General features: G+C 65.1%; 17 protein-coding genes. 11 read left to right on the forward strand and 6 right to left on the reverse strand.

What is annotated here, in order from left to right; all coding sequences use genetic code 11:
- Positions 1-61 precede the first annotated feature (61 nt).
- The 7 genes from leuD (at position 62) to leuB (ending at position 6,254) form a co-directional block, all read left to right on the forward strand.
- Positions 62-664 (forward strand): 3-isopropylmalate dehydratase small subunit, encoded by a 603-nt coding sequence (leuD, locus tag VB618_RS10455; RefSeq protein ID WP_329796583.1) that lies wholly within the window; start codon positions 62-64, stop codon positions 662-664.
- A gap of 31 nt (positions 665-695) precedes the next feature.
- A complete protein-coding gene (locus tag VB618_RS10460) occupies positions 696-1,076 on the forward strand; it encodes a cupin domain-containing protein (RefSeq protein WP_329796584.1) in 381 nt (126 codons plus the stop codon).
- A gap of 81 nt (positions 1,077-1,157) precedes the next feature.
- Positions 1,158-2,348 carry a lytic murein transglycosylase gene (locus VB618_RS10465; protein WP_329796586.1) on the forward strand — a complete coding sequence of 397 codons (1,191 nt, stop codon included), beginning with the start codon at positions 1,158-1,160 and terminating at the stop codon, positions 2,346-2,348.
- A 59-nt stretch (positions 2,349-2,407) separates the two neighbouring features.
- Entirely contained in the window at positions 2,408-3,148 is a 741-nt protein-coding gene (locus VB618_RS10470; protein WP_329796587.1) for a metallophosphoesterase family protein, read from the forward strand.
- 3 nt (positions 3,149-3,151) lie between these two features.
- Positions 3,152-4,561, forward strand: coding sequence for a serine/threonine protein kinase (locus tag VB618_RS10475; RefSeq protein ID WP_329796588.1), 1,410 nt, complete (start codon positions 3,152-3,154; stop codon positions 4,559-4,561).
- Positions 4,562-4,671: 110 nt separating this feature from the next.
- On the forward strand, positions 4,672-5,061 hold the full coding sequence (locus VB618_RS10480; RefSeq protein ID WP_329796589.1) for a RidA family protein: 390 nt from the start codon (positions 4,672-4,674) through the stop codon (positions 5,059-5,061).
- An 86-nt stretch (positions 5,062-5,147) separates the two neighbouring features.
- Positions 5,148-6,254 (forward strand): 3-isopropylmalate dehydrogenase, encoded by a 1,107-nt coding sequence (gene leuB, locus VB618_RS10485; RefSeq protein WP_329796590.1) that lies wholly within the window; start codon positions 5,148-5,150, stop codon positions 6,252-6,254.
- A 51-nt stretch (positions 6,255-6,305) separates the two neighbouring features.
- Here leuB and VB618_RS10490 read toward each other — a convergent pair whose 3' ends face one another.
- Positions 6,306-6,626, reverse strand: coding sequence for a hypothetical protein (locus VB618_RS10490; RefSeq protein WP_329796591.1), 321 nt, complete (start codon positions 6,624-6,626; stop codon positions 6,306-6,308).
- A 144-nt stretch (positions 6,627-6,770) separates the two neighbouring features.
- On the opposite strand from VB618_RS10490, the gene VB618_RS10495 reads away from it, so the two are divergent.
- On the forward strand, positions 6,771-7,895 hold the full coding sequence (locus VB618_RS10495) for a sulfite oxidase (protein ID WP_329796592.1): 1,125 nt from the start codon (positions 6,771-6,773) through the stop codon (positions 7,893-7,895).
- Here VB618_RS10495 and VB618_RS10500 read toward each other — a convergent pair.
- Entirely contained in the window at positions 7,873-8,667 is a 795-nt protein-coding gene (locus VB618_RS10500) for a hypothetical protein (protein WP_329796593.1), read from the reverse strand. The genes VB618_RS10495 and VB618_RS10500 overlap by 23 nt on opposite strands.
- Before the next feature lie 117 nt (positions 8,668-8,784).
- Here VB618_RS10500 and VB618_RS10505 point away from each other — a divergent pair, with 117 nt between their 5' ends.
- Together VB618_RS10505 and VB618_RS10510 are read left to right on the forward strand one after the other, a co-directional pair.
- Positions 8,785-9,267, forward strand: a complete 483-nt coding sequence (locus tag VB618_RS10505) for a GNAT family N-acetyltransferase (RefSeq protein ID WP_329796594.1) — start codon at positions 8,785-8,787, stop codon at positions 9,265-9,267.
- A 262-nt stretch (positions 9,268-9,529) separates the two neighbouring features.
- On the forward strand, positions 9,530-10,561 hold the full coding sequence (locus VB618_RS10510) for an aspartate-semialdehyde dehydrogenase (RefSeq protein ID WP_329796595.1): 1,032 nt from the start codon (positions 9,530-9,532) through the stop codon (positions 10,559-10,561).
- 42 nt (positions 10,562-10,603) lie between these two features.
- Here VB618_RS10510 and VB618_RS10515 read toward each other — a convergent pair whose 3' ends face one another.
- Genes VB618_RS10515 through VB618_RS10525 form a run of 3 tightly spaced genes read right to left on the reverse strand, consistent with a single transcriptional unit; the run spans position 10,604 to position 12,924 of the window.
- The gene (locus tag VB618_RS10515; RefSeq protein WP_329796596.1) at positions 10,604-11,284 is read right to left on the reverse strand and encodes a carbonic anhydrase; all 681 of its coding nucleotides are present in this window, start codon (positions 11,282-11,284) and stop codon (positions 10,604-10,606) included.
- A gap of 15 nt (positions 11,285-11,299) precedes the next feature.
- Positions 11,300-12,241: a threonine/serine dehydratase gene (locus tag VB618_RS10520; RefSeq protein WP_329796597.1), complete on the reverse strand. Its 942-nt coding sequence runs from the start codon at positions 12,239-12,241 to the stop codon at positions 11,300-11,302.
- Entirely contained in the window at positions 12,238-12,924 is a 687-nt protein-coding gene (locus VB618_RS10525; protein WP_329796598.1) for a DUF429 domain-containing protein, read from the reverse strand. The genes VB618_RS10520 and VB618_RS10525 overlap by 4 nt, the downstream gene beginning before the upstream one ends.
- 267 nt (positions 12,925-13,191) lie before the next feature.
- On the opposite strand from VB618_RS10525, the gene VB618_RS10530 reads away from it, so the two are divergent.
- Positions 13,192-14,073: an HpcH/HpaI aldolase/citrate lyase family protein gene (locus tag VB618_RS10530; RefSeq protein ID WP_329796600.1), complete on the forward strand. Its 882-nt coding sequence runs from the start codon at positions 13,192-13,194 to the stop codon at positions 14,071-14,073.
- Between the two features lie 241 nt (positions 14,074-14,314).
- Here VB618_RS10530 and VB618_RS10535 read toward each other — a convergent pair whose 3' ends face one another.
- Entirely contained in the window at positions 14,315-14,518 is a 204-nt protein-coding gene (locus VB618_RS10535) for a Trm112 family protein (RefSeq protein WP_329796890.1), read from the reverse strand.
- Positions 14,519-14,532 lie beyond the last annotated feature (14 nt).

Consider the following 14,532-nt stretch of genomic DNA (forward strand, 5'->3'; position numbering starts at 1 on the left):
CGCCTAGGCTTTGGTAAGAGGTTCCTGAAGCGGCCCGGCTGCCGCCTGAAGGAATGAGACCATGGACAAGTTCACCGTGCTGGAAAGCGTCGCGGCGCCGCTGCGGATCATCAATATCGATACCGATATGATCATCCCCAAGCAGTACCTGAAGACGATCAAGCGCACGGGGCTTGGCACCGGCCTCTTCTCCGAGATGCGCTACCGCGAGGACGGCTCGGAGAACCCGGACTTCGTCCTCAACCAGCCGGCCTACCGCAATGCCAAGATCCTGGTGGCGGGCGACAATTTCGGCTGCGGCTCGTCGCGCGAGCATGCCCCCTGGGCGCTGCTCGATTTCGGCATCCGCTGCGTGATCTCCACGAGCTTCGCCGACATCTTCTACAACAACTGCTTCCAGAACGGGATCCTGCCGATCACGGTCTCTCCGGAAGACCTGGAGAAGCTCTTCGACGATGCCAGCCGCGGCAGCAACGCCACGCTGACCATCGACCTGGAGAACCAGGAGATCCGCGGTCCCGACGGCGGCAAGATCACGTTCGATATCGACCCGTTCAAGAAGCACTGCATGCTCAACGGCCTCGACGGCATCGGGCTCACCATGGAAAAGGCCACAGCCATCGACACCTTCGAAAAGAAGCTCTCGGAGCGCGCCTGGGCCTGAGCTATCATCCTCATGGAGTTGAGGGTGAACGATGACGACAGCCAAGCCAAGGGTTCTCGATCGCGCCGATTGGGCGACGCATCCCAGCCTTTTCTGGAAGGGCCACGTGGAAGGACACACCCTCGGCACCGGCGCGACCGTGCTCTTCTATTCCACGGAAGAGGTCGGTGGCGGTCCGAAATGGCACGTCCACCCCTATGACGAGATCTTCATCATCCGCGAGGGGCGGGCGCTCTTCACCGTGGGGGACGAGCGCTTCGAGTGCCAGACGGGTCAGGTCGTTTTCGGCCCGGCCCATGTCCCGCACAAGTTCGTCAATCTCGGCCCGGGGCGGCTGGAGACCACCGACATTCATGTGAGCGACCGTTGGATCCAGGCCAATCTGCCCGATCCGGAGATCGAGGCCAGCTGAGCCGAGCCCCGGTCATGACGAAAGCGTGAGGTGCGGCCCCGTTTTCACAAGATTAACCAAATTCCCTGCAATCTGCGCGGCATGAAACAATTTCTTGCCCCCACTCTCCTCGTTCTCGCTGCGCTGACCGCCGCCTCGCCGGCTGCCGCTCAGGCCGATTTCGGCTCCTGCCTCGCCGTTCTGAAATCCCAGGCAGCCGCCAAGGGCATCTCCGGCCAGGCTTTCGATGCCGCCACCCGCGGCCTCACCCCGGATCTGACGATCCTCGACCTCATGAGCAACCAGCCGGAGTTCAAGACGGCGATCTGGGATTATCTCGCCGCCCTCGTCGACGACGAGCGGGTGCAGGACGGCCGGACCGCCATGCGTCAATGGGGACAGGCTCTTGCTGCCGCAGAGGCGCGCTTCGGCGTTGACCGCCACGCGATTGCGGGTGTCTGGGGTGTCGAGTCGAATTTCGGCAAGGACATCGGCGGCCGGCCCCTCGTGCAGTCGCTCACGACGCTTGTCTGCTATGCACCCCGCCGCAATGAGTATTTCAAGGGCGAGCTGATGGCGACGCTCAAGATCGTGCAGGACGGTGACATCAATCCGGCCAATCTGCGCGGCTCCTGGGCCGGCGCCTTCGGCCACACCCAGTTCATGCCCTCCACCTTCCAGCGGCTTGCCGTCGACGGTGACGGCGACGGGCGGCGCGACATCATGGCCTCGGTGCCGGATGCGGTGCATTCCACGGCCAACTTCCTCAATAAAGCCGGCTGGGTGAACGGGCTGCCCTGGGGCTACGAGGTGCGCCTGCCGACGAACTTCAACTCCGGCCTCGCCGGGCGCAAGAACAAGAAGCCGCTGAGCACCTGGGCCGCCATGGGCGTGCGCCGTGTCGACGGGCGTCCGCTCGAGGGCAATTATGCCGCCGGCATTCTCATTCCGGCCGGCGCGAATGGCCCGGCCTTCGTCGTCACCAAGAACTTCGATGCGGTCTATTCTTACAACGCTGCCGAATCCTATGGGCTGGCCATTGCGCTGCTCGGCGACCGGCTGAAAGGTTTGCCCGGCATCCAGGCTGCCTGGCCCACAGACGATCCGCCTCTGTCGCGCGCCCAGCGCCGCGAGCTGCAGACCCTCCTCACCGCCCGCGGCTATGATGTGGGCGAGCCGGACGGAAAGATCGGTTCAAAGACCCGTGAAGCCATCAAGGACGTGGAGCGCCGCATCGGCCTCGAGCCGCGCGGCCGGCCCGGTGGCAAGGTGCTGCAGGCATTGCGCGGCTAAATTTCCGCCGCTCATCGGCTAGCTTGCGGTGGCGATGCGTTTGGAGTTGAACTGCTCCCATGCTCATCGCCATTCTCACCGATATCCACGGCAACCGCGAAGCGCTCTCGGCTTGCCTTGCTCATGCGCGCCTGCTCAAGGTCGACCGCTTTGTCTTCCTGGGCGATTACGTCGGCTACGGGGCCGATCCGGCCTGGGTGGTCGACACGGTCAGGACCATGGTGGACCAGGGCGCCGTCGCGCTGCTGGGCAACCACGATGCGGCCATCGATGGTTCCGACGAGGACATGAACGGCACGGCCCGGCAGGCGATCCGCTGGACCCGCGGCCAGCTCGGGCCCGAGCAGTGCCGGTTCCTGGCCGATCTTCCGCTCATCCACGAGGACGGGAACGTTCTCTATGTCCATGCCAACGGCTATGCCCCGCGCAACTGGGACTACATGGACGGGCCCATGGAGGCGATTGCGCATTTCTCCCGCGTCGAGGCCCACATCACCTTCTGCGGCCACGTGCATGTGCCCATGCTCTACCACATGAGCACCACCGCGAAGGTGGGCACCTTCTCGCCGGTGGCGAACAACGACATCCCGCTGCTGCCGACCCGCACGTGGCTCGCCGTCATCGGCGCCGTCGGCCAGCCGCGGGACGGAGTGGCGGCGGCGAACTACGCGGTCTTCGACACGGCCCGCCAGAATCTGCGTTACCTGCGCGTGCCCTACGACACGGCCACGGCTGCCCGCAAGGTGCGGGAGGCAGGGCTCCCTGAAAAGCTCGCGCTGCGCCTCGAACAGGGCCGCTGACGCATGCGCTGGCGTCTTGAGCCCGGCATGGTGATCGATGGTTTCACGTTGCAGGAGCACGTGAGCACCGGCGGCATGGCGCTGCTCTGGAGCGTAACCCGAGAGGGCGACCCGACGCTGCTCATGATGAAGATCCCGCTGCTCCTCGACAGCGACGATCCGCTGCCCATCGTGTGCTTCGAGACCGAGCAGATGATCATGCCGCGCCTCACCGGCCCACATGTGCCGCGCTTCGTCGCGGCAGGTCCCCTCGATCCGATGCCCTACATCGTCATGGAGCAGATTCCGGGCGAGTCCCTGAAAGCGCGCTTGGACGATGTGCCACTGCCTTGGCCGGAAGTCGTTGCCATCGGGGTGAAGGTGGCCAATGCCCTGCATGACCTGCATCTGCAGAAGGTCATTCATCTCGACATCAAGCCGAGCAACGTGATGATCCGCGAGACCGGCGAGGCCGTGCTGATCGATTACGGTTTCGCCCGGCACGAGCAACTGCCCGATCTTTTGGCCGAGGAGTTCCGCGAGCCCTTCGGCACTACGCCGTACATGGCGCCCGAGCAGGTGCTGCAGGACCGGGCTGATCCGCGCAGCGACCTCTTTGCGCTCGGCGTCATGCTTTATTTCTTCGTCACCGGCGAGCGTCCCTTCGGCAATCCGCGCGGCGGGCAGATCCGCCGCCGCCTGTGGCGCGATCCGGTGCCGCCGCGGGCACTGCGTCCCGATTGCCTACCTTGGCTGCAGGAGATCATCCTGCGCTGCCTAGAGGTCGACCCCCAGGATCGCTACGCGACGGCCGCCCAACTCGCCCTCGACCTGGACAACCCCGACCAGATCAAGCTCACCGAGCGCGCTAAGCGGTTAGCTCGTGACAGCGGGATGAAGACCTTTCGGCGCTGGCTCAAGGCGCGGAAGGCGCAACCGCTTGAGACGCCCAACATTGCCGGACATCTCTCCCGCGCGCCCATCCTGCTCGCCGCCGTGGATCTCTCGCCCGGCAGCGAGGATCTGGCCGAATCCTTGCGCCTGATGGTCGAACGCATCCTGTCCATTGAGAGCGAAGCGCGCATCGCCTGCGTCAACATCCTGAAAACCTCGCGCATCGCCGTCGACATCCTGGAGGACGCGGAGGGCAACAGCCTCCATGTCCAACGCCTCGTGCAGCTCAAGCATTGGGCCTCGTCCCTGGACATCCCGAAGGAGCGGATCTCCTACAGCGTGCTGGAGGCGCCCGATCCGGCGGCGGCGCTGGTCGACTATGCCCGTCACAACAATGTCGACCACATCGTCATCGGCGCACGGGCCTCCTCGGCGCTCAGGCGCTACCTAGGGAGCGTCTCGTCCCAAGTGGTGGCGGAGGCGCCGTGCTCGGTCACGGTGGTGCGGACGCCCAAGGACCGCCGAGAAGCGAACGGCTGACCGGCTTTTCCTTCAGTTTTTGTTCATGTCACACGACTTGTCCGCGGTGCAGAGCCTTGCAGGCTATGGAGGCCCATTGCTACGCTTGCCGCAACATCAGGGAATCGCTCATGACACGCCAGCTTCTTTCCTCCGGTTCGCCCATGGAGAAGACATTCGGGTACTCGCGCGCCGTCGTGCAGGATCCCTGGGTCTTCATGTCTGGCACGACCGGTTATGATTATGAAACCATGCAGATACCGGACGATGTGCTGCAGCAGACGCGCAATTGCTGGAAGACAATCGAGCATTACCTCAAGGAGGCTGGATCCAGCCTCAAGGATATCGTCCGCGTGACCTATTATGCGACTGATGAGGCCGACGCCGAGGCGATCTCCAGGGTCTGTGGGGAGATTCTCCACGATATCCGTCCAGCCTCGACCTTTCTGGTGATCAAATCGCTTTTCCTCCCCGAGATGAAGATCGAGATCGAGGTCACGGCTTTGAAAGGCTCCGCCTAACGGCCAACGCGATGAACGCTTGCCAAGCGGCCTGTTCGGCCTTTTAAGAGCCCTGCATTCGATCACAGCAGAACAGGGGTCTTCCCATGGCAACGCACAAGCTTCTCCTTCTCCCCGGCGACGGTATCGGCCCGGAGGTCATGCGCGAGGTCGAGAAGATCGTGGGCTGGTTCCGCAAGCGGGGCGTGGGCTTCGAGACCGAGACGGACCTCGTCGGCGGCTCGGCCTATGACGCCCACGGGGCGGCGATTTCGGAAGACGCCATGAAGCTGGCTCAAGCGGCCGACGCGGTGCTCTTTGGCGCGGTCGGCGGCGCGAAATGGGACAGCGTGCCTTATGCGGTGCGCCCCGAGGCCGGCCTCCTGCGCCTGCGCAAGGATCTCGGCCTCTTTGCGAATCTCCGCCCCGCGATCTGCTACCCGGCGCTGGCGGACGCTTCCTCGCTCAAGCGCGAGGTGGTGGAAGGCCTCGACATCATGATCGTGCGCGAGCTCACCGGCGGCGTCTATTTCGGCGAGCCGAAGGAGATCGTGACCCTGGAGGACGGCTCCCAGCGCGCGGTCGACACGCAGATCTATCACACGCATGAGGTCGAGCGCATTACACGCGTCGCCTTCGACCTCGCCAAGAAGCGCCGCAACAAGGTCTCGTCGGCGGAAAAATTCAACGTGATGAAGACCGGCGTGTTCTGGCGTCAGGTGGTCACGCGCATCCACAAGGCGGAGTTCTCCGACGTCGCGCTCGAGCATGTGCTCGCCGACAACTGCGCCATGCAGCTCGTGCGCTGGCCGAAGCAGTTCGACGTGATCGTCACCGACAACCTCTTTGGCGATATCTTATCGGATATCGCGGCGATGCTCACCGGCTCGCTCGGCATGCTGCCCTCCGCGTCGCTCGGCGCCGAGGATCCGGCCACGGGTCAGCGCAAGGCGCTCTACGAGCCGGTCCACGGCTCGGCGCCGGACATCGCCGGCAAGGGACTGGCCAACCCCATCGCGATGATCGGCTCCTTCGGCATGGCCTTGCGCTATTCCTTCGGCCTGCTCGACGAGGCGGATCGTCTCGACAAGGCGATTGCCAACGTGCTCGCCTCCGGCACCCGCACCAAGGACATCGCAGGCCCCGGCATGAACGCGGTCGGCACGCAGGATGTGGGTGACGCCATCGTCAAGGAGCTGGAAGCGCTCGCATAAAACGACGAAAGCCCCGGAGCGTTCCGGGGCTTTCGTCCTGAGAGGAATCGGTCAGCGAAGCGAACCCGTCGTCTCGATATCCGAGAACGGGTTGCGCGCGCCCACGAACGGCCCACCGATCGGATCGGGCAGGGAGCCCTCGCCGAAGCGGTCGCGCTGATGGTTCCAGGGCGGGTTTGTCATGTAGGACAGCATGGGCTGGGTGGCATAGCGGTTGAGCGTGCCCGGCTGGGCCACGGGGCCCGGATCGAGGAAGCTGCGGGGCTGCACGCGGAGAACGAGGGGACGGTCCTGTGCCTGCGCATCCGCCACCATCGGGACGGTCGTCAGCGCAGCCAGCGAGGCCAGACCCAGAAGGGCGAAGCGGCGCATGGGGTAACCTCCGGAAAGGGCGCCCGATCTCGTCATCGGTGCGCCGGCGTTGTTACGCTTGAACACTGTCAGAACAAGCCGGACCCTTTACATTGGTTCCTTCGAATCATGGTGTTCACCGCAAGGTGAGAAGGACAATGAGCGATGCAGCACAGGGGTGACGAGCGGGAAGGCCTCGAAGGCAAGGACGGCTTGAGCCTGCTCGGCGACGTGCCCCTCGTGGCCGAGACGCCCGAGGAGCTTCTCGACGACGAGACGACGCCGGTTGCGCGCTTTTTCGTGCGCAACAACGGCCTTCTCCCTGAGCCGGTGACGGATGCTGACAACTGGACCTTCACAATCGACGGCGAGGTGGAGCGCCCGCTGAGTCTTTCGCTCGCAGATCTGAAGAGCCGCTTCCCGCACAAGACCTTGCGCATGGTGCTCGAATGCGGCGGCAACGGTCGCTCCTTCTTCGAGCCGAAGGCCGAGGGCAATCCCTGGACCCATGGCGGCGTCGGCTGCGCGGAATGGACGGGCGTGTCGTTGGGCGACGTGCTGCGGGAAGCGGGCCTGAAGGGGAGCGCGCTCTTCACCGGCCATTTCGGGGCCGATCCCGACAAGTACGGCAGCCGTGAGCAGCAGGCCATGTCCCGCGGGGTGCCCATCGCCAAGGCCCTGGAAGAGCACACGCTCCTGGTCTGGGCCATGAACGGCGAGACGCTGCCTTTCATCCATGGCGGCCCTTTGCGCCTTATCGTGCCGGGCTGGCCCGGTTCCTTGAGCCAGAAATGGCTCAAGCGCATCTGGATCCGCGACCGGGAACATGACGGGCCCGGCATGACCGGCCTGTCTTATCGCATGCCGGTTCGCCCCCTGGCTCCTGGCGCTGACGGCAAGCACGTCGCGACCCGCGTTCTCGAATCGATGCCCGTGCGCAGCATCGTCACGGCGCCGGCGGACGGCGGCCGTTATCCTGCGGGCACGCGCACCATCGACGTTCGTGGTGCTGCCTGGGCGGGAGACGATGAGGTGGTGCGGGTCGAAATAACCCTCGACGGCGGAGCGACCTGGGTCGAGGCCGCGATGACGCCGCCGCGCAACCGCTACGACTGGACGCGCTGGCAGGTGTCTCTGACCCTACCAGATGACGGCTTCTACGAGATCTTTGCCCGGGCGACGGATTCACAAGGACGGGCGCAGCCCTTCCGCGCCGCGAACTGGAATCCGAACGGCTACGGCTGCAACACCATGCACCGGGTGGCGGTTACGGTCGGGCCGGAGGCTTGACGGCAACAGACGCCGTGCGGGCAGCCGGTCCGCAGGCCTCGCTCCGGCTGCGCTCGGCCCGCACGAAGAGCGCCTTCAGGGGTGGGCTGGCGGCGGCCGCGGGGGTGATGCCGTCGATGAAGCAGGCAAGCTGCGCGTCGTCGGGCGCGGAGGAGCCGCAGAGCCAGCCCTGAAAGCTGAAATCAGCGTCCGCATCCGCGAACCGGAAGGCCTGACACGCCTGCTCGCCGTTGGCCGCCAGGGTCAGGGGAGCGGCCTCCAGGGAGCCGAATTTCGTCGAAACCGTCCGGCCCAGGCCCTGATGCGCCACGGCCAGGCCGGCGCGGGCAGCCCGGCGCACGATATCGATGTAGAAGCTTCCCGCAGTCTCAGGTGCGCCCTGCATCAGGGACACCTGAGCATAGCGGAAATCCCCGAATCGGCCGAGGACTAGCGTGTCCTCACGCGCTCCGTTCGTGTGCTGACGCGCCTCCATGGCGATGGGGGCAGAGGCACCCGCGAGGGCATAAGGGGCAGGGGAGGCAGAAACCGGCTTCCAGGCTGGCGCAGGGGTGACCAGGACGGAGGAGGGCACCTCCTTCGATCGCTCGGCAGGCCGGCCCGAGGGCTCCAGCTGCAGGGCGAGATAAGCAAGGCCCGCGATGCTGCCGACAGACATCAGGGCCACGCGCAGCCAGGAGGGGCGCCTGCGTTTCAGGCGACGAGCCGGGCGCTCGTCGACCCAGTCGGCGAGATCCTCCTCGTCCCATTCGGCATAGCCTGCCCTCGGCATCGCGCCACCACTCACGTCCGCTGATCACGTCGTCACCACGTTCTACCGTGACACTGGCCAGGGTTCGAAAGGTTTTGCTAAGCAAGGTAAACCGAAGGTTAATCCGTCAGAGACCCTATGCTCCAGACCATCGTCCGCCTTGCCACCCTCGAGGATGCTGCCGACGTTGCAGCTTTGGTCCGTGCGGTGGACCTGCACTATGTTGGCCCGGAGGTCGCGCAACCCCTCGCGCCGACAGTTGCCATGGTCGAGCGCTCCATGCGGGAGGCGGAAGGAACGCGCTACGCGCTGGCCTTTCGGGAGGGGCGCGCCGTGGGCCTCGCCTGCTTCGCCGTGCTGCGGCCAGGCTTCAAGTTGTCAGGGCTTCTCTTCGTTAAGGAGCTTTTCGTCGATAGTCATTCCCGAGGCCAGGAGGTGGGCGCCCTGCTGATGCGCTGGCTGGCGGGCTATTCCCGGTCGCAGGGCATCACGCGGATCGATCTTACCACGGATGGCACCAACACGGGCGCTCAGACGTTCTACGAGCGCCTCGGGGCCGAGCGGATGAACAAGGTCTTCTACCGGTTCAATCTCTCGACCGATGTGCTGACGGGCGATTGAACGCGCTGAGCCCAAGGAAACGCTTGACGAAAGCGTGTCTTTGGTGTGTTTCTGGCGCGATCAAAGCCGCAACCAGGCTTTGGATGGACGATGGCAATGGCGCTGCTCACCCAGACGACGAGCAAAACGAAAACCGCCACAACGGCTGTGAAAACAGCCGAATAAGCCTCGTCGTCCCCGGTCCTCTCTCCCACGGGGCGAGAGGCAACACCCGAATAGGGTTTTTGCGTTTTCCGGGGAGAGCCACAACAGGAGAAGATCGATGGGTTTCAAGATCGCCGTCGTCGGTGCGACCGGCAATGTGGGCCGCGAGATGCTGAGCATCCTCGCCGAGCGGGCCTTCCCGGCCGATGAGGTGGTGGCGCTCGCCTCCCGCCGCAGTCAGGGTTCGGAGGTCTCCTACGGTGACAAGATCCTTAAGACGAAGACCCTCGATACCTATGACTTCTCCGATGTCGATATCTGCCTCATGTCGGCTGGCGGCGAAGTCTCGAAGGAGTGGTCGCCGAAGATCGCCGCTCAGGGCGCCGTCGTAATCGACAACTCCTCCGCCTGGCGCTACGACCAGGACGTGCCGCTGGTGGTGCCGGAGGTGAACGCCGAGGCCCTGCGCGAGATCAAGAAGGGCATCGTGGCCAACCCGAACTGCTCTACGGCCCAGCTCGTGGTGGCCCTCAAGCCGCTCCATGACCGCGCCACCATCAAGCGCGTGGTGGTGGCCACCTACCAGTCCGTTTCCGGCGCCGGCAAGGACGGCATGGACGAGCTCGACCGCCAGACGAAGGCGCTCTACTCGCTCCACGACGTGCAGCAGAAGAAGTTCCCCAAGCGCATCGCCTTCAACCTGATCCCGCAGATCGACGTGTTCATGGAGGACGGGTACACGAAGGAAGAGTGGAAGATGATGGTCGAGACCAAGAAGATTCTCGACCCGAAGATCAAGCTCACCGCCACCTGCGTGCGCGTGCCGGTCTTCATCGGCCATTCGGAAGCCGTGAACGTGGAATTCGAGAACCCGATCAGCGCCGACGAGGCCCGCGACATCCTGCGGTCTTCGCCCGGCATCATGGTAATCGATAAGCACGAGCCCGGCGGCTACATCACCCCGCACGAGGCAGCCGGCGAGGATGCCACCTACATCTCCCGCATCCGCGAGGACATCACGGTGGAGAACGGCCTGTCCTTCTGGTGCGTGTCCGACAACCTGCGCAAGGGCGCGGCGCTAAACGCAATCCAGATTGCGGAATCAATGGTCAATCGCGGCCTGCTGAAGGCGAAGAAGCAGGCGGCTTGATTGCCAAACAATTGAAAGGCCGCCTTCGGGCGGCCTTTTCGTTTATAGCGCCCCTGCGTCCCGCGCGGCAAACATCGACACGCGCGCCGGCATATCTTCCACCGCCTGCCTGAACTCTCCCGTTTCCGGATCGCGTACCAGCAGAACGCCGCTGGCTACGCCGAAATAGGCGCCGTGGAGCTGCAGCTTGCCGCGCTCCACCAGGATGCGCACGCATGGGAACGTCATCAGGTTCTTGAGGCTGTTCTCGATAGCGGCGAGTTCCAGTCGCGGCAGGTATTCTTCCAGGTTCCCGTCATGCGGACCGAGCCGTTCGCCGGCCGGCTTGATCAGGGTCATCCAGCGGCCGATGAAATCGCCCGGCGAGAGCGGTGCGGTGTCGTCGGCAAAGGCGCGAACACCGCCGCAGCGGGCGTGGCCCAGCACCACGATGTGCTTCACGCGCAGGGCCTGGACGGCGAATTCCAACGCCGCGGACGTGCCGTGATAATCGCCGCCCGTCTCGTAGGGCGGAACGAGATTGGCCACATTGCGCACCACGAACAGCTCGCCCGGGCTCGCGTCAAAAATCACCTCCGGCGACACGCGGCTGTCGCAGCAGCCGATCACCATCACCTCCGGCGACTGGCCCTTTTCGGCAAGCGCCTCGAAACGGCTCTTCTCGCTTGGAAAGCGCCCGTCGAGAAAGGCGCGGTATCCTTCGGTCAGGCGGGTCGGGAACATGGGTCGTCCTTGCGATTACGGATGCACGAGTTCGGCGAGCTTCTGGAGTTCGACGTTCGCCCCGCACAGGAGCACGCCGATTCTTTCACCTGAGCTTGGCATATAGGCGCCCGACATCAGCGCCGCCAGAGCCGCAGCGCCGCCAGGCTCGGAGGCGATGCGGTAGTCGCGCCAGAGCGTCCGCTGGGCATCGCGGATTGCAGCGTCCGTGACGAGCGCCACGTGATCGACCGTCTTACGGCAGACCTCATAGACCAGATCGCCGGTGTTCTTGGCGCCGAGCGAATCGGCGGCCACCGAATCGATCTCCACGTCGACCGGTCCTCCGGCTTGAAGCGCTGCATGGAGCGCCTGCGAGCCTTCCGGCTCCACACCCACCACCTTCACGCGGCCCGCCCACCAGCTCGCCACGCCGCTGATGAGCCCGCCGCCGCCGACCGCGACGAGCACCGTGTCGAGAGCCGTGCTGTCCTGCTCCCATTCGAGCGCCGCCGTGCCCTGGCCGATCATGGTGCTTGCCGCCGCGAAGGGATGGATGCGCAGGGCGCCGCTCTCCGCAACGTATCGGTCGCAGGCCTCCTGAGCGTCCGCATAGCGCGCCCCGCCGATCACCACCTCGGCCCCGTGCGAGCGGATGACCGCGATCTTCGCAGGGCTCGAGATCTCAGGCACGAAGATGCGGGCCTTCACGCCAACTTGCCTTGCCGCATAGGCCACGGCCGCGCCATGGTTGCCGCCGGAGGCGGCCGCCACGCCGGAGGCGGGCACCTCCTGCGACAGGAGGGCGTTGAAGGCGCCGCGCGTTTTGAACGAGCCCGCGTGCTGCAGGAATTCCAGCTTCAGGCTCACCGGCCCATCATGGCCGAAGGCCCTGTCCTGGTGCAGGACAGGCGTGCGGCGCACGTGTGGGGCAATGCGAGCGTGGGCGGCTTCGATCTCGGCGCGGGTTATGGTCATGGGCGCAGCGTCCAGATGGCGACCGGCAGGCCGTGGGCATCGCGGCCGGGCGGGTCGGGAAAGGGTTGTCCTCCACCTCTCGCGATATCGAGCGCCACGGTCAACCCCGCCAGCGCATCGAGCAAGTCATCTGCGGCTGCGCCACGGGGCGGGGATGCGTGAATCAGGCCCTCGGGCAGGAGACCAGACCCTGCGAGAAGCTCGCGCCGCAGGGTCATGCCCGGCGCATAAGGCGTGCCCTTGACTTTCTTCGGCTGGTCGAGCGCCTTCCGTCCGTTGAGGGCCCAGAAGGCGAGCTCGGGATGCACCTCATACGCGCGCGACACCAGTTCAGGCCGGGCGTGCAGCAGGGCATCGATCTCGCGGATCTTGGGGAAGATCGCGAAGCCCTGGCGCGAGACTTTGCGCGGTGGCTCGGAGGTGGCGGCGGCAATCGTGCAGGCTTCTCCATAGTCCTCAGCCTCGACGGCGCGGCGCGAGGGGATGGCGAAGACGGAGGATTGCCGCCCGCCGAGCAGCGGACGAATGAGCTGTTCGGGCTGGCGACCCGATCCCTCCGTGCGCTCCGGCAGGCCGATGGGCATGTCGACGGCGATCACCGCTGGCTGTTCAGGCGCATCGGCGATGCCGGCCAGCGTCGGCGCCGTCATGATGCGATAGGTGTGCGGATCGTTCGCTCTCATCAGCACCGCGATCCATCTAGCCCTGCAGCCATCCACCCTGCAACCCACATTCTTCAGCCTCTCTTCAGTCGCAGAACAGGCGCTTTGCCCAGGATAACACCCGCCGCGTCATCCTTGGGCTTGTCCCGGGGATCCACGTCTTACGCCGCCGTGGCTCCAAAGACGTGGATGGCCGGAACAAGTCCGGCCATGACGAACTGGTTGAGATGGCCCTGTTCCTGAACTCGAACCACGATTAAAACCGATCCGCCTCATGAGGAAGACGCCATGACTCCCATCCGCCCGCGCCGCAGCGCGCTCTACATGCCGGGCTCCAATGCCAGAGCCATCGAGAAGGCGAAGACGCTGGCCACGGACGTGGTGATCTTCGATCTCGAGGACGCTGTGGTGCCTGATGCGAAGGCACAGGCGCGCGAGCAGGTCTGCGCGGCTGTGCGGGCCGGTGGTTACGGGAAACGGGAGTTGGTCATTCGCATCAATGCCCTCGAGACCGCCTGGGGCGAGGCCGATCTCGCGGCTGCCATTGCAGCCGCACCCGATGCGATTCTCGTGCCGAAGGTCTCATCAGTTGAGATGCTCGCGGCGGTAGGCCTGCGTCTGCGCAGGCTCGGGGCCGCGGAGCGCATCCGCGTCTGGGCGATGATCGAGACGCCGCTCGCAATCCTGAATGCGGAATTGATCGCAAGCGCGGCCCACGATGTCGACACACGCCTGGCTTGCTTTGTCATGGGGACCAACGATCTGGCGAAGGACACCCGCGCCCGCCTGCTGCCCGGGCGTGCGGCGATGCTTCCCTGGCTCATGACAGCGCTTGCAGCCGCACGGGCGCATGGCATCGACATTCTCGACGGGGTCTACAACAGCCTCTCCGATGCGGAGGGCTTCCGCGCCGAATGCGAGCAGGGCCGCGATAGCGGCTTCGACGGCAAGACGCTGATCCATCCGGATCAGATTGCCGCCGCCAACGAAATCTTCGCGCCGTCAGCGGAGGAGGTCACGAGCGCCCGCGCCCTTGTGGCGGCGTTCGAGCAGCCGGAGAATGCGGGCAAAGGAGCGATCAGCCTCAACGGCCGCATGGTCGAGCGGCTGCATGCGGAGATGGCCACGCGCGTGCTGGCGCTGGCGGAGGCGATTGGAAAACGAAGATAGTTTTAGCGTCATCCCGGACGGCGAAGTCGATCCGGGATCGTTGAACGGGTGTGGCGCTGAAGCCCTCCTCCCCCTTGTGGGGAGGAGTTGGAGGTGGGGGTGTGAGCGATAGCCTATGCAGGTCTGGAGCCAGCACCCCCACCCTAGCCCTCCCCACAAGGGGGAGGGAAACATGTGCCCTATCCTGCTCGCGATCCCGGATCTCCGCTGCGCTTTGTCCGGGATGACACCGAGAAAAGGCTCAATCCGCCAACTGCCGCGCCTCTTCCGGCAGCATGATGGGGATGCCGTCGCGGATCGGGTAGGCGAGCTTGGCCCGGCGGCTGATCAGTTCCTGGCGGCTCGCGTCGTATTCCAGCGTTTCCTTGGTGAGCGGGCAGACGAGAAGCTCCAGGAGCTTGGGGTCGATCCGCGTCGCCTCCACCGCTTGAGGTGTATCGGGCACCATTGTCGTGTTTC

Origin of the sequence: Microvirga sp. CF3062, assembly GCF_036314045.1 — a bacterium.
Classification (GTDB): domain Bacteria; phylum Pseudomonadota; class Alphaproteobacteria; order Rhizobiales; family Beijerinckiaceae; genus Microvirga.

Excerpts from the sequence above, each read along its gene's own strand:
- leuD (WP_329796583.1), top strand. The coding sequence starts at position 62 with ATGGACAAGTTCACCGTGCTGGAAAGCGTCGCGGCGCCGCTGCGGATC.
- VB618_RS10460 (WP_329796584.1), top strand. The coding sequence starts at position 696 with ATGACGACAGCCAAGCCAAGGGTTCTCGATCGCGCCGATTGGGCGACG.
- VB618_RS10465 (WP_329796586.1), top strand. The coding sequence starts at position 1,158 with ATGAAACAATTTCTTGCCCCCACTCTCCTCGTTCTCGCTGCGCTGACC.
- VB618_RS10470 (WP_329796587.1), top strand. The coding sequence starts at position 2,408 with ATGCTCATCGCCATTCTCACCGATATCCACGGCAACCGCGAAGCGCTC.
- VB618_RS10475 (WP_329796588.1), top strand. The coding sequence starts at position 3,152 with ATGCGCTGGCGTCTTGAGCCCGGCATGGTGATCGATGGTTTCACGTTG.
- VB618_RS10480 (WP_329796589.1), top strand. The coding sequence starts at position 4,672 with ATGACACGCCAGCTTCTTTCCTCCGGTTCGCCCATGGAGAAGACATTC.
- leuB (WP_329796590.1), top strand. The coding sequence starts at position 5,148 with ATGGCAACGCACAAGCTTCTCCTTCTCCCCGGCGACGGTATCGGCCCG.
- VB618_RS10490 (WP_329796591.1), bottom strand. The coding sequence starts at position 6,626 with ATGCGCCGCTTCGCCCTTCTGGGTCTGGCCTCGCTGGCTGCGCTGACG.
- VB618_RS10495 (WP_329796592.1), top strand. The coding sequence starts at position 6,771 with ATGCAGCACAGGGGTGACGAGCGGGAAGGCCTCGAAGGCAAGGACGGC.
- VB618_RS10500 (WP_329796593.1), bottom strand. The coding sequence starts at position 8,667 with ATGCCGAGGGCAGGCTATGCCGAATGGGACGAGGAGGATCTCGCCGAC.
- VB618_RS10505 (WP_329796594.1), top strand. The coding sequence starts at position 8,785 with ATGCTCCAGACCATCGTCCGCCTTGCCACCCTCGAGGATGCTGCCGAC.
- VB618_RS10510 (WP_329796595.1), top strand. The coding sequence starts at position 9,530 with ATGGGTTTCAAGATCGCCGTCGTCGGTGCGACCGGCAATGTGGGCCGC.
- VB618_RS10515 (WP_329796596.1), bottom strand. The coding sequence starts at position 11,284 with ATGTTCCCGACCCGCCTGACCGAAGGATACCGCGCCTTTCTCGACGGG.
- VB618_RS10520 (WP_329796597.1), bottom strand. The coding sequence starts at position 12,241 with ATGACCATAACCCGCGCCGAGATCGAAGCCGCCCACGCTCGCATTGCC.
- VB618_RS10525 (WP_329796598.1), bottom strand. The coding sequence starts at position 12,924 with ATGAGAGCGAACGATCCGCACACCTATCGCATCATGACGGCGCCGACG.
- VB618_RS10530 (WP_329796600.1), top strand. The coding sequence starts at position 13,192 with ATGACTCCCATCCGCCCGCGCCGCAGCGCGCTCTACATGCCGGGCTCC.